The sequence below is a fragment of the Pseudomonas sp. TYF_14 genome (assembly GCF_043105275.1).
GTDB classification, from domain to species: Bacteria; Pseudomonadota; Gammaproteobacteria; order Pseudomonadales; family Pseudomonadaceae; genus Aquipseudomonas; species Aquipseudomonas alloputida.
In genome coordinates this window covers 1-13,980 of sequence record NZ_JBICLK010000005.1, presented here as the reverse complement: position 1 = coordinate 13,980, position 13,980 = coordinate 1, and the positions used below count along the sequence as shown (strand labels likewise).

The following is a 13,980-nucleotide window of genomic DNA, read 5'->3' as shown; positions in this document are numbered from 1 at the left end:
GCCGGGGTCTGGAAGTCGACGCTGCCCTGGGTTTTGCCGGCTTCAACGGTAATCGTTTGGCCGTTGGACAGGGTCACGGTCACCGGCGTCTGGGCAGGGTTGTTCAGGGTCACGGTGTAAGTGATCACGCCGCCTTCGGTGACCGACGGGCTCGCCGTCAGGGTCGCGGTGGTGGTGTCGACCGAGTCGTTGATCGTGGTCTGAGCCGGGGTCGGATTCGGGGTCAGTTGCTCGAAATTACCGCCGGTGGCGTTCTCGATGGTGACGCTGACGGTCGAACCGTTGTTGTAGACGTCATTGGCCGGGGTCTGGAAATCGAAGCTGCCCTGGGTTTTGCCGGCTTCAACAGTGATGACCTGGCCGTTGGACAGGGTCACGATCACCGGCGTCTGGGCAGGGTTGCTCAGGGTCACGGTGTAGGTGATCACGCCACCTTCGGTCACGCTTGGCGAGGCGGTCAGGGTCGCAGTTGTAGTGTCGATTGTATCGGTCACTTGGGTAACCGCTGGCGTTTGCGGCAATGTCACCGTCAGCCCGCCACCACCGGTACTACCTGTCACGGTGGCCGAAATCTGGCCACCGTCGATGTAAGGTGTGTCGTTTGCCGGAACTGCGACGTTGACGCTACCACTGGTCTGCCCAGCCGGAATGACGATCACGGCACCGTTGGACAGAGTAATTACCAGGTTGGTGGTCGGCGCCTGACCAACGGTGGCGGTATAAACGATTACGCCACCCGCTTCACTGATAGAAGGGGTTGCGCCAAGCGTCAGCTCAGTAGCGACGGTGGTATCCGTCGGTGTGGTCACCAGGTTGTTGCCGTTAGTGTCCAGCAGGCCCACTTCTTGGTTATCGGGTACGCCCGCAAAGCCCAGCCCGTCAGTCGGGAAGCCAACCGTCGTGTCAACTCGGCCAGCCGTCTCTTCGAGCATCACGAAGCTGTGGCCACCGCCCAGCGCACCACCACCCGCTGATGACGGGCCAGCGGCGGTAGCTTCAAGCTCAGTAGTCGGGTCAACACCAGCAGCAATTGCCTGCTGCAACTCTTCCACCGAAGGCGCGGCCTGGGCTGCCGCCTGGCTCAGGTCGGTGCTACTGTCAGGCGCATCGGCGCTCCATTGGCTGTCACGTCCAAGATCGAGCAGTCGGCCATCAGCCAGCTCCAAAGTAACTGCGCCACCCGGACCGGTGAGCACTTCCTCACCGGCCAACAGGCGGTCACCTTCGATAAGTACACGCCGGATGCCCTCTGGGGATACCGCAATAACCTGGCCGACAATGCTTTTGACGATGGCTACAACGCTGCTCATTGGACTCTCCGTGTGACCCGATGGGGTACTTCCCTGCCAGAGCGGCGCTTGCTAGCCACTTCAGGCGGAACTATGTCGATGATCTCTTGACGTTTTTGACGTCAATATTCCGTCTATAACTTTTTGGAATTGCCTGAATGCCAAACTATTGACCTTATACATGCCATCCTAAACAATCGGCAATGTAATGTCACATTGATATTTGTACCTTAGCCAAGCGTTTCCTGAGGACAAATGTCTTACATCATCAAAAAGGTGTTAAGCCATCAGTCCTAGCACTTTTTCATACACCTCAGCAGCCGTAAATCATGCGGCGCGACCGACTTACTCGGCAATGTCAGCGTTACTGGCGTCAATATCCAGGTCACTGTCAATCGCCCGGACACTGATTGCCAAATAAGCACAAACCTTGCCGGAATGCGGCCAGGCAGAGGTCGATAGCCAGCCAGAGCCGGGGGCGCTTGCTCACCCGAGGCCCACCAGGCTTTCAACGCTGCGCGAGTCACAAGCAGCTATGTGTCGCAAATCAAAGAGATGACCGACGAGTGCGTGAATAATGGTATCCCGATCATTGAAAATCGCTTGCGGATATTGAATGCAAGAAGGCAAGAATCCGCACTCTATAGATGAATTTTGACTAACAAGCCACAGATATGCGCCAACAAACCAGCGCCTGTTTACTGACAGTGACTAAGCTGGAACCCAAAGCCCTTGCATGCCTTGGCTGAGTGGCAGGCTATGCTGCAACAAGCCGGATGATGGCTGGATCAAAAATGAAACAATCATTGCCCCGCTAAGTCTGGTGAAAATGAAGCACGTAGAATTGTTTACTCAACACCGATTCAAGGCGAACATTGGCCAGCTGCTCCAGCACCAGGGCGTGATAACCCTTATCAGCACAGCTTTGCAGCACCAAAGAATGCCAGGGTGAGCCGGCCTGACCTTAACGACGGCACACCCACCCCACCCACCACAAGGATGAAGAGAGCGCCGCGTGGAATCCGAAGTCAGTCGAGTCCAACTCAGCCACGATCCACGCAGTCAGCATGACGATCCCCTGCTGGATAGTCTGCTGAGCCTGTGTGTCCTGCACCAGAAGCCCGACAGCCGGGTCATGCTGACAACAGGCCTACCGCTACCCGCCCAGCGCCTGAGCCCTGAACTGCTGCCGCGCGCCGCGGCCCGGGCTGGCCTGCAGGGGCGCCTGCTTCAGCGAAAGCTGGAGCAGATCCCGAGTATCGCCATGCCGGCCATGCTGCTGCTCAAGGAGGGCCGCAGCGCCGTCCTGCTCGGCTGGGAGAACGATGACACCGCGCGCCTGCTACTCAGCGAGAGCGACGGTGGCGAGGTGCATGTCAGCCGCGAAGCCCTGCTAAGCGACTACAGCGGCCGCGTGTTCTTCGCGCAGCCGCAGCACAAGTTCGATGTCAACCACGGCAACCTCATCCCACGAGCGAAGTCGTGGTTCCGCGACACCCTGCTGCGCAGCAAGTGGTTGTATATCGACGCCATCGCCGCCAGCCTGGTGATCAACCTGATCGCCTTGGCCGCGCCGCTGTTCGTGATGAACGTGTATGACCGAGTGGTGCCAAACCAGGCCACCTCGACGCTCTGGGTACTGGCCATCGGTATCGCCGGCGCGTATATCTTCGACCTGATCCTCAAAGGCCTTCGCGGCCTGTGCCTGGACCTGGCCGGCAAGAAGACCGACCTGATCATCTCGGCAACGCTGTTTGAACGTATCGTCGGCATGTCGATGAAGTACCGGCCGGCGCGGGTAGGCAGCTTTGCCCAGAACATTCACGAGTTCCAGGGCCTGCGCGACTTCCTCGCCTCGCTGACCCTGACCAGCCTGATCGACCTGCCCTTTACCATCCTGATTTTGATCGTCATCGCCATCATTGGCGGGCACCTGGTGTGGATACCGATCATCGCTTTCCCGCTGGCTCTGGGCATCGGCTACGCCCTGCAACGGCCACTGATGGCGACCATGGAGCGGACCATGGCTTTGGCATCAGAGCGCCAGTCCAGCCTGATCGAAACCCTGGCGGGTCTGGATGCGGTAAAGGTCAACAACGCCGAAAGCGAACGCCAGTACATGTGGGAGCAAACCCTCGGCACCCTGAGCCGGCTGGAACTGCGCGTGAAAGTGCTGTCGAGCCTGGCGATGAACATCACCCTGCTGATCCAGCAACTGGCAGGCGTGGCAATGATCTGCGTCGGCGTGTACCTGATCATCGACGGCAACCTGAGCATGGGCGGCCTGGTGGCTTGCTACATGCTCAGCGGCCGCGCCCTCGGCCCGTTGGGCCAGCTCAACGGCCTGCTGGCCCGCTACCAGCAAGCCAAGGTGACCATGGTCTCCACCGACCACATGATGGATCTACCGCAAGAGCGCAACTTCGAAGAACGCCCGCTGAGCCGCAAGGTGCTGCAGGGCAGCGTCGAGTTCCGCGGGGTCGACTTCACTTATCCAAACCAGCAGAACCTGGCCCTGAAGAATATCAACCTGACCATCCGCCCTGGCGAGAAGGTCGGCATCATCGGCCGCAGCGGCTCCGGCAAGAGCTCGCTGGCCAAGCTCATCGTCGGCCTGTACGAGGCCGATGGTGGCTCGCTGCTGGTTGATGGCGTCGACATTCGCCAGATCGATGTCAGCGAACTGCGCCACAACATCGGCTACGTCCCCCAGGATATCCAGCTGCTGGCCGGCACCTTGCGTGACAACCTGGTCAGCGGCGCCCGCTACATCGAGGACGAATTGATCCTGCAGGCCGCTGAACTGGCGGGCGTACATGAATTCGCCCGGCTGCACCCCGACGGCTACGAGCTGCAAGTGGGTGAACGCGGGCAAAACCTGTCCGGCGGCCAGCGGCAGAACGTCGCCTTGGGCCGTGCGCTGCTGCTCAACCCGCAGATCCTGCTGCTGGACGAGCCGACCAGCGCCATGGACAACACCGGTGAAGAACGCCTCAAGCAGCGCCTGCAAGCGGTGGTGGAGGGCAAGACGGTACTGCTGGTCACGCACCGTGCCTCATTGCTGTCGCTGGTAGACCGGCTGATCGTGATCGATCGCGGGCAGATTGTCGCCGACGGCCCGAAAGCCGCGGTCATGGATGCACTGAAGAAGGGGCAGATCAGTGTTGCATAAGCTGGATATGGGGCAGTTCAAGGACGGCCTGCGGCGCTATTTCAAAGGCAGCGACTCGCTTGGCGGCCAGCCGCTGCCCGAGGTGAACAAGGCCCTGATCGAAGATGCACCGCGCGTGGTGCGGCTGACCATCTGGGGCGTGATCCTGTTCTTCGTGTTCTTGATTGTATGGGCCAGCGTCGCGCCCATCGACGAAGTTACGCGGGGTGAAGGCAAGGCCATTCCGTCTTCCAAGGTGCAGAAGATCCAGAACCTGGAGGGCGGCATCGTCGCCGAAATCTTCGCCAAGGAGGGGCAGATCGTCGAAGTGGGCCAGCCATTGCTGCGCCTGGATGAAACCCGCTTCGCCTCCAACGTTGGTGAAACCGAGGCTGACCGCCTGGCCATGGCCCTGCGAGTCGAACGTTTGAGTGCCGAGGTAGAGGACCGCCCGCTGATTATCGACGAAAAGCTGCGTAAAGCCGCGCCAAACCAGGCGGCCAGTGAGGAGTCGCTGTACCAGAGCCGGCGCCAGCAACTGCAGGACGAAATTGGCGGCCTGCAACAGCAGTTGGTCCAACGCCAGCAGGAGCTGCGCGAATACAGCTCCAAACGCACCCAGTACGCCAACAGCCTCGAGCTGCTGCGCAAGGAAATCAGCATGTCCGAACCGCTGGTGGCAACCGGCGCGATTTCCCAGGTTGAAGTACTGCGCCTGCGCCGTGCTGAAGTGGAAAACCGCGGTCAGCTGGACTCCACTGCGCTGGCGATCCCGCGCGCAGAGGCGGCCATACGCGAGGTGCAAAGCAAGATCGAAGAGACGCGTGGCAAGTTCCGAAGCGAAGCGCTGACCCAGCTGAACGAGGCACGCACCGAACTGAACAAGGCTACCGCCACCAGCAAGGCGCTGGACGACCGGGTGCACCGCACACTGGTCACCTCGCCCGTGCGCGGTATCGTCAAGCAACTGCTGGTGAACACCATTGGCGGGGTAATCCAGCCAGGCAGCGATATCATCGAAGTCGTGCCACTGGACGACACGCTGGTCATCGAGGCAAAGATCCTGCCCAAAGACATCGCCTTCCTGCACCCTGGCCAGGAAGCGACGGTCAAGTTCACCGCGTATGACTACACCATCTACGGTGGGCTCAAGGCCAAGCTGGAGCAGATTGGCGCCGACACCATTACCGATGAAGACAAGAAGACTACGTATTACCTGATCAAGCTGCGCACTGATCGCAGCCACCTGGGGACTGACGAGAAGCCACTGCTGATCATCCCGGGGATGGTGGCGACGGTGGACATCATGACAGGCAAGAAAACCATCATGAGCTACCTGCTCAAGCCGATCATGAAGGCGCGTTCGGAAGCGCTGCGCGAGCGGTGATAGCCAACCTGCAGGTTTCGCCATTGCTTTAGGAGCGGCCTCATGTCGCGACAGGGCTGTACAAGCAGCCCTGCAAATCGCTACGTGAACCTGGGGGCCGCTACGCGGCCCTTTTGCGGCTCTAGCCCACGCCTACAGCGGCACGCGGGAGGCCATTCAGCGCCAAGGCGCAGGCTCACCCACCAGTTGCCCCTGAATCCCGCCTACTCCCATCTCCAGCAACACCAACCGCTCCCCTTCCGTCTCGACTCGCTCGGCAATCAGCGGCAGGTCGATGCTATGCGCCGCACGCTGGATCGCTTCGATGAACAGCCGCTTGTGCTGCTCATGATCGATGTTGCGGATGTAACTGCCGTCAATCTTCAGGTACGCCAGGCCCAAATGCGCCAGGTTGCCAATCATGCTGAAGCGCCCACCGAAGCGTTGCAAAGCCAACCCGAAGCCAAGCCCATGCAGGCGCCGGGTGAGTTGCTCCAACGCTGCCTGCTCAGGCAACTGCTCCTCGCCAATTTCAAAAACCAGCCGCGGACCGAGCGCCGCATTCTGGCCCAGCAGCTCGAAAACGCGCTGAAGGGCCTTGGGGTCGGCCAGGGTGGCGGCGGACAGGTTCAACGCCAGCACTTGGTCATGCCCTCGCAGGTGCGCCAACACTTTCTCCAGCACCAGCACATCCAGCCGCGGCATCCAGCCGAAGCGCTCCAGCCAAGGCAGGAAGCGGCCCGCCGGCAAGGCCTCGCCCTGGCCATCGCGCAAACGCGAAATAACTTTGTGGTGCAGTACCCGTTGCGAGGAAGCGCACTCTATCACTGGCTGGAAGAACAACTGGAAATGCCCATTGATGAACGCTTGGTCGAGCCGTTCGTGCCAGGCATGCTGACTATCCGCAGCAACCGCAGCAACACCTTGCTCAAGGCATACCCAGCCCGGCGTTGGCTGGTTCTCAGCGCGGGCCAGAGCCTCGTCGGCCAGCTTCAGCAATGCCTGGGGTGAATCACCAGGGCTGAATGGCGCCAGGCCTATACAAGCCACCGGGTCGATATCACTGGCCCCCGTTTCGTGCAGGCTCTGCAACGTTGCCTCCAGAGCCTGGGCAAGGTGTACTGCCTCCTCATGCACCATGCCCGGTGCCAGCACTGCAAACTCGCCGCCGCGGCTGCGGGAAATGAGGTCGTTGGTTTCCGGGTAGCTGGCACAAGTACGACGCAGCTGTTCACCTACCGCTTGCAACAACTGGTCGGTACGCTGGCCGCCAAGGCGGGCGTTCAGGCCAGCCAGGCCCTGAACCCGCAGCAACAGCAGGTAACCGGCGCGCGCGTCTTCCAGGTTGCTTACCCGATTGTTCAGCTGCATTTCAAAATAGCGGCGGTTCGACAGCCCGGTCAGGCTGTCTTGGTAGGACTCCGCACGTAGCCGCTCACTGCGCTCGGCCTGTTCGGTGAACAGGGCTTTGAGTTTCTCGACCATCTGGTTCATCGCTTGCACCACGCGGCGAAGCTCCGGCGTGCGTGGCAACTCTGGCAGGCTGAGGAATTCGCGGCGGGCAATAGCGTGGGATTGCTCTACCATGTAGTCCAGCGGCCTCAACTGGCGGCGCAACAGCAAAGCACCGAGCACGGCACTGGCCGCACCGCACAACAGCAACCAACCCAGGCTGCCCAAGGCGCTTTGCCAAAGCTTGGCAATGGCGAACATCGGGTGGCTGATCACTTCAACGCGCGCGGCCTGCTGCCAGCCACGACTGACGATTGCATCGCCGCCGGCGGCCTCAAGGCCGATCAGGCGCACGAACCAAAGCGGCACACCGCCAGGGTCTGGCTCGGCGTGACGCTCCACCAGCACGGCATTGGAACCCAGGTCGACGACCTTGATGCTTGCATAGTAACCACTGTCGAAAATCGAGCTGACCATCAGCTCGACCATCGCTGGGTCGTCGATATTCGGCGTCAGCGAAAGCGCCAGTGCGGTGGCCGCATCCTGGGCGTGCGAGCGCAGCTGGTTGACGTATTGGCTGCGCGAGCTTTCCAGGCTGACCATGAAACTGCCACTGAAGGCGACCACCAGGAACAGGCAAATGGCCAACAGCAATTGTTTGAACAATGACATCTGTGCTCCTTCAGTAAACCGGCTCGGCCGGGAACCCTTCGGCCTGCATTTTCTTCAACAAATCCTGCCAGCGTGACAGCCGCTTGGTATCACCAACCTTCTTGTTCCCTGCGGCGCCCGTCAGCCACAACCCCTCACCATTGAAGGCGTACACCGGCAGCAGGTCGGTACGCTGGCTTGCCGGCTTTATGGCATCCATCAGACTGTCCAGCACCAAAGGCTGGGCCTGTGGGCTTGAATAATAGGTCAGGACCATGTGTGCCCGGTTCTGCCGCAGCGCCTTGACGTAGGTGATGCGCAGTTTTTCGCTGGGGATTCCCATGCGCCGTAGACTGAAATATTTGGCGATGGCGTAATCCTCGCAGTCCCCTGCACCTTTGATCAGTGCCTGCACAGGTGTGGCCCAGTAGTCGACCTCATGCCACAGATCGATATCCTCGACATACCGCAATTGCTGGTTGAAGAAGCGGTTGACCACTTGCAACCTTTCAAGCTCGGTACCCTGCTTCTGCGTGGCCATCAGGCTCTGCCAGGCATCGATGCGACCCTGCCCGGCACCTAGTGGGCCGTACAGAGCCTGCGACTTGCGGCTGATCTGGGAGAAATCCCAATCCGCGTGCAAGCCGCCCAGCAGAAGACTGCCCAGCAGCACGGCAAAGCCGACATATCGCACTACGGTTTTGAGCAACCAGGATATCGCCACTGCGAAGCCCTGTTCAGACCAGTCGAAAGCAGCGATGGTGGGGCTTGCCACCGCAAAAGACAATGGCACCCTGCAATCACGCACCCGGCTGTCAGCCCGCCTATACTTTCTGCTTACATCTTTCTATAGGCAGCTTCCTTTGACGTGCGACTTCCTCCACCATAGCCGCGCTTTTGGGGCGCCCGTACCAGTGTGGGTGCAGGTTTGACACCCTCACAAGCTGTTACTAGTGTCATTGGATCCAATACAGTCATCGTTGAGGCAGGCGTCGCGTGGCCAAGAAAATCAAATTGAGCAATGTGCTGGCCAGCGAGCAGTTGCCGCCGCATCAGGCCCGTGCCGTGATCGAAGAACGCCTGCGCAGCGCCATTCTCGATGGTCGCTTGCCCCCTGGTACTGCCGTTCGCCAACAAGAGCTCGCCACCCTGTACGGCGTCAGTCGCATGCCCGTGCGCGAAGCCCTGCGCCAGCTCGAAGCGCAATCCCTGTTGAAAGTGGAGATGCACAAGGGCGCCGTCGTTGCACCGCTGATCGGCGAGGATGCAGTGGACACCTATGCCCTTCGCGTATTGCTCGAGAGCGAGGCGCTGCGCCAGTCTATCCCGCTGCTTGATGCCAGCGACATCGCCAGCGCCCGCGGGTATATCCAGCAACTGGAGAACGAGACCAGCCACACCGAAATTGGCCGCCTCAACCGCCTGCTCCACATGGCGCTGTACAGCAAGGCGCCGAACAAGAAACTACTGCGCCTTATCGAGAACGAACTGAACGAGGAAGAACGCTTCCTGCGCTTCCATCTTTCGTCCATGGGCCTGGGCAAGCTCACTCAGGACGATCACAACGCACTGGTAGATGCAGCCAGCGACAAGCTGGTGGACGAAGCGGTAGCGGTGCTGGAACGGCACCTCAATGGCGGGGCGCGGGTGATCCGCAATTACCTGGATACGCAATTGGGGCGTTAGCCCATTACCGGCTTTACGCGTTAACTGATGGGTTGCAAATTAATCTTGCTCCGCCAACAATGAGACTAATTATCATTAACGTCCATTGATGCCGGCGCCCTCCTCCATGCCCAGCAACGATTCCGTGCAAACGCTCTACAGTGACCACCACGGCTGGTTGCATACCTGGCTGCGCAGCAAGCTCGGCAACGCAGCCGATGCGGCTGACCTCGCCCAGGATACCTTCGTCCGCTTGCTACAGCGTCGTGAACAATTGCAGCTGAATGCTCCCAGGGCCTTCCTGCGCACGGTAGCGCGTGGGCTGGTGATCGATCATTGGCGCCGCGAGGAACTGCACAGGGCCTACCTGGAGGCTTTGGCCCATGTGCCGGAAGCACTGGCCCCCTCAGTCGAGACCCGCGAGCTGCTGCTGGAATTGCTTGAGCATATTGCACGCATGCTCGACGGCCTCAAACCCAAGGTCCGTCGCGCATTCCTGCTGGCTCAATGCGAGGGGCTGAAGCATCAGGCCATCGCCGAACAGATGGGGATCTCCGTGCGCACCGTTGAGCGCTACATCGCCGATGCGCTCTATCACTGCTACGTGCTGCGCTATGAAGACGACTGCTGAATCCATGACCGTCGCACGCCCTGATACAAAAACGGTCAGGCAGGCCATTCAGTGGATGCTGCGGCTGCGTGAAAGCGGGCACGATCCAGCTCTGCAACAACAGTGCGCGCATTGGCGCAGCAGCCACCACGAAAACGAACAGGCCTGGCAGCGTGTGGTTCACCTTCATCAGGACCTTGACCTGCGCGCTATTCCCGGTGCCGGGCTGGCATTGCAGACACTGGAAACCAGCCAGCAGCGCCTGCGCCGCCGACAGGCGCTGAAGCTGCTTGGCGGCGTTGTCATGGCAGGATCTGCGAGCTGGCTGGCCAAAGACCTCGATACTGTGAGTGCCTGGACGTCAGACTATGCCACCGGCACGGGCGAGCGACGCGTCTTCACCCTGCCCGATGGCTCGCTGATGCAACTCAATACCTGCAGTGCCGTGGACCTGGCCTTCCATGATCAACAGCGTCTGGTCCGCCTGAAGCTTGGGGAATTGATGATCAACTGCAACCCCCGGCATCCCCTGCTGGTAGAAACCCGCGACGCGCTGCTGGAAGGCTTCGAAGGACGCTTTGTGGCCTATCAGGATAGCGACTGCACACGTGTCAGCGTCAGCCACGGCAAAGTGGCGATACACCGGCCTGGTACTGGCCAACTTCAGTGGATCGAAGGTGGCCAGAACTGGCGCCTGGATGCTCAAGGTGCGCACCGGCTCGCGCACATGGACATGGATGCGATGGCCTGGACTGAAGGGTTGATCGTCACTCAGGACATGCGCCTCTCCAACTTCCTCGCGCAGGTCAGCCGCTATCGCCATGGTTACCTGGGCTGCAGCAATGAGATTGCCGACCTGCGCCTGTCGGGGGTGTTCCGCCTCGAAGACCCGGAGCAACTGCTTCGGCTGCTACCGCAGACGTTGCCCGTACGACTTCGTCGGCGTACACGCTGGTGGGTGCATGTAGAGAGCATCACCTGATAAGGCGTTATCGATTTCTGGCGGGTTTTGAATCCAGGTCCGGCTAGGACAGTAAGCAACACTTTCTGCCCTCGACACTTTAACGGACCCTTCATGTCTACCAACCCAGTGTTAACCCACACTTTCAGCCCGAATGATTTTCGTCCAGTCCTGCAATCAGCTCACTTGCGCCATGCCATCCGGGCTGTTCTGTTTGGTACCGCCCTGGGCCTGGCAACTGTTCCGCAACTTTCCGTTGCGGCCGACACAGCCGAAGTGAGCCAACACTATGCAATACCAGCAGGCCAACTGACCGACGTGCTCAACACAATCGCTCGCCAGGCCGGGATCACCCTATCGAGCACGCCTCAGCTGACCGATGGCCTGCATTCCAACGGACTGCAGGGGCAGTACACAGCCGATCAGGCGCTGCGCCAGTTGCTGAATGGCAGCGGACTGGAAGCCGTCAGCCAGGGAGGACGTAACTATGTGCTGCAGGCACAGCGTCAGAACGCCGCCCTGGCATTGCCAGACACCGACATCCGTAGTTTCTCCCTCGGCAACGCACTGGGCAGCATGGAGGGTTACAACGCCACGCACAGCCAGGTGGCGACCAAGACCAGCATGCCCTTGGTGGAGACATCCCAATCGGTCTCGGTGGTTACTCGCCAGCAAATGGATGATCAGGGCTCTCAGACCGTTGCCCAAGCCATGCGCTACACGCCTGGAGTACTGACCAACCCGTACGGTGCCACTCATCGCTATGACTATGTAGCCATGCGCGGCTTCAACGACGGTTCGGTGGACAACATCTACGTCGATGGGCTCAAGTCAATGGGAGACAACGGCACCTACAGCACCATGCAGGTAGACCCATACTTCCTTGAGCGCATCGACATTCTCAAGGGACCATCTTCGGTACTGTACGGGCGAAGCTCGCCGGGTGGCCTGGTAGCCCTGACCACCAAGAAGCCACTCTTTGCCCCTTACCATCAGGTTCAGGCCACGGTAGGTACTCAGGGCCAGCGTGGCGTGGGCTTCGACTTCAGTGGTCCTGTGGATGACGACAAACGCATTGCGTATCGCCTGACGGGTTTGGCGGACGCTTCCGACACTCAGTTCGACCACAACAAGGAAGAACGTTACGCCATCGCCCCTGCTATCAGTGTCGACTTCACCGAAAACACCTCACTCACGCTGCAGGCCTATTTGCAGCACGACCCTAACGGTGGGTACCACGGCGGCAACCCTGCAGACGGCATGCTGCACAAACGCAACGGTTTTCGCCTGTCAGACCATTTCTTCGAAGGCGAGCCGAGCATCGACAACTACGAGCGCACGCAGCAATCCTTCAGTTACCAGTTTGAGCACCGCTTCAATGATGTTTTCACCGCGCGGCAGAACTTCCGTTATCAGGATTCCGACGTGTCGATGGACCAGGTGTACGCCGCCGGCTGGGCAGATGTTGACAGCAACATGCTAAACCGCGCCTATACCGGCGGCGACGAGCGTCTGCATTCATACATCATTGATAACATGCTGCAGGCAGAGTTTTTTACTGGGGCAGCCAAGCACACCCTGCTCTTGGGGGCTGACTACCAGCGGCGCAAAGCCGACGTGACATGGCGTTATGGCACCGTCGACCCGCTGGATGCTGGCAATCCGCAGTACGGCAATGGCAACCTTCAGGTACTGGGCGAGAACCGCTACCAGCGGCGTTTGCAACAAACGGGCGTGTACCTGCAGGATCTGGTGGAGCTGGACCAGTGGCGCTTTTCCTTGGGACTGCGCCAGGACTGGGTGAAGGTGTCCGAAGAGAACCGTGACAGCGACAGCAAGGTCAGTGATCAACGCTCCAGGTTCACCTCCCGGGCTGGAGTGCTCTACCTGTTCGAGAACGGCATTGCGCCCTACATCAGCTACTCGGAGTCGTTCAACCCGAACACCGTGTCCGACCAGCAAGGCCGGCCGCTGGCGCCGACGGAGGGCACTCAGTGGGAAGCCGGCATCAAATATCAGCCACCAGGGAGCGACAACCTGTTCACCGCATCGGTGTTCCGCATCGAGCAGGAGAATTTGGCGTCTAAACAGCCTGACGAAGACTTCTACCGCCCTGTCGGTGAAGTCCGCTCGCAAGGGCTGGAGCTGGAGGCCCATGTGCAACTGACCGACAGCCTCAAACTGCTGGGTGGCTATACCTTCACCGATATCGAGTATTCGAAGTCAATGCCGAGCCTTGTGTCGGGCGACTTGGACAACAAGGGTAATTCGCCGACTCAGGCGCCGAAACAGATGCTCTCGCTGTGGGCCGACTATAACTTCCGCCAGGGGGCACTGGATGGCCTGCGGCTGGGCGGTGGGGTGCGATATGTGGGGTACAGCTGGGTCGATGCGGAAAACAGCATGAAGGTGCCTTCCTACACCCTGTTCGACGCCTCGATCGGCTATGACCTGGGCAAGCTCGGCCTGACGGGTGTGGATGTGCGCTTGAACGCCAACAACCTTACCAATGAAAGCTACATCACCTCATGTGCCAGCCTGAACTACTGCTACATGGGTGAAGAGCGCAATGTGAGCGCCACGGTCAGCTATCAGTTCTAACCGATATTGAAACCCGGAAAAGACAAAGCCCCTGTCTGCATCGCAGACAGGGGCTTTGGGTTTGAATCTTGACGATGACCTACTCTCACATGGGGAAACCCCACACTACCATCGGCGATGCATCGTTTCACTGCTGAGTTCGGGATGGGATCAGGTGGTTCCAATGCTCTATGGTCGTCAAGAAATTCTGTGTGCTGGCCCGTCCCTAGGACGTGCCTGCGAATCTCTGTAGTT

The 13,980-nt window shown here is 59.9% G+C and carries 9 protein-coding genes and 1 rRNA gene; 6 read left to right on the top strand and 4 right to left on the bottom strand.

Going from position 1 to position 13,980, the window contains the following annotated elements; translation table 11 throughout:
• Positions 1-1,310, bottom strand: a 1,310-nt coding sequence (locus tag ACF8O8_RS01410; RefSeq protein WP_392509139.1) for a retention module-containing protein, incomplete at its 3' end; no start/stop codon positions are given.
• A 994-nt stretch (positions 1,311-2,304) separates the two neighbouring features.
• On the opposite strand from ACF8O8_RS01410, the gene ACF8O8_RS01405 reads away from it, so the two are divergent.
• Positions 2,305-4,461: a type I secretion system permease/ATPase gene (locus ACF8O8_RS01405; protein WP_392509138.1), complete on the top strand. Its 2,157-nt coding sequence runs from the start codon at positions 2,305-2,307 to the stop codon at positions 4,459-4,461.
• A 7-nt stretch (positions 4,462-4,468) separates the two neighbouring features.
• Positions 4,469-5,827, top strand: coding sequence for an HlyD family type I secretion periplasmic adaptor subunit (locus tag ACF8O8_RS01400; RefSeq protein ID WP_172830945.1), 1,359 nt, complete (start codon positions 4,469-4,471; stop codon positions 5,825-5,827).
• 156 nt (positions 5,828-5,983) lie between these two features.
• Here the strand turns inward: ACF8O8_RS01400 and lapD are convergent, their stop codons facing one another.
• Positions 5,984-7,930, bottom strand: coding sequence for a cyclic di-GMP receptor LapD (gene lapD / locus ACF8O8_RS01395; protein ID WP_392509137.1), 1,947 nt, complete (start codon positions 7,928-7,930; stop codon positions 5,984-5,986).
• Positions 7,931-7,940: 10 nt separating this feature from the next.
• The gene (lapG, locus tag ACF8O8_RS01390; protein ID WP_172835033.1) at positions 7,941-8,702 is read right to left on the bottom strand and encodes a cysteine protease LapG; all 762 of its coding nucleotides are present in this window, start codon (positions 8,700-8,702) and stop codon (positions 7,941-7,943) included.
• A gap of 203 nt (positions 8,703-8,905) precedes the next feature.
• Here lapG and ACF8O8_RS01385 point away from each other — a divergent pair, with 203 nt between their 5' ends.
• The 4 genes from ACF8O8_RS01385 (at position 8,906) to ACF8O8_RS01370 (ending at position 13,746) form a co-directional block, all read left to right on the top strand.
• Positions 8,906-9,595 carry a GntR family transcriptional regulator gene (locus ACF8O8_RS01385; protein ID WP_010951552.1) on the top strand — a complete coding sequence of 230 codons (690 nt, stop codon included), beginning with the start codon at positions 8,906-8,908 and terminating at the stop codon, positions 9,593-9,595.
• Between the two features lie 106 nt (positions 9,596-9,701).
• Positions 9,702-10,205, top strand: coding sequence for a sigma-70 family RNA polymerase sigma factor (locus tag ACF8O8_RS01380; RefSeq protein WP_392509136.1), 504 nt, complete (start codon positions 9,702-9,704; stop codon positions 10,203-10,205).
• Between the two features lie 4 nt (positions 10,206-10,209).
• Positions 10,210-11,166, top strand: coding sequence for a FecR family protein (locus ACF8O8_RS01375; protein WP_350298394.1), 957 nt, complete (start codon positions 10,210-10,212; stop codon positions 11,164-11,166).
• Positions 11,167-11,331: 165 nt separating this feature from the next.
• Positions 11,332-13,746, top strand: coding sequence for a TonB-dependent siderophore receptor (locus ACF8O8_RS01370; RefSeq protein WP_392509140.1), 2,415 nt, complete (start codon positions 11,332-11,334; stop codon positions 13,744-13,746).
• Positions 13,747-13,812: 66 nt separating this feature from the next.
• On the opposite strand, the gene rrf is transcribed toward ACF8O8_RS01370, so the two are convergent.
• A 5S ribosomal RNA gene (rrf, locus tag ACF8O8_RS01365) occupies positions 13,813-13,928 on the bottom strand.
• Positions 13,929-13,980: the final 52 nt, after the last annotated feature.

Coding starts and splice junctions, on each gene's coding strand:
- ACF8O8_RS01400 (WP_172830945.1), top strand. CDS start 4,469: ATGGGGCAGTTCAAGGACGGCCTGCGGCGCTATTTCAAAGGCAGCGAC.
- lapD (WP_392509137.1), bottom strand. CDS start 7,930: ATGTCATTGTTCAAACAATTGCTGTTGGCCATTTGCCTGTTCCTGGTG.
- ACF8O8_RS01380 (WP_392509136.1), top strand. CDS start 9,702: ATGCCCAGCAACGATTCCGTGCAAACGCTCTACAGTGACCACCACGGC.
- ACF8O8_RS01375 (WP_350298394.1), top strand. CDS start 10,210: ATGACCGTCGCACGCCCTGATACAAAAACGGTCAGGCAGGCCATTCAG.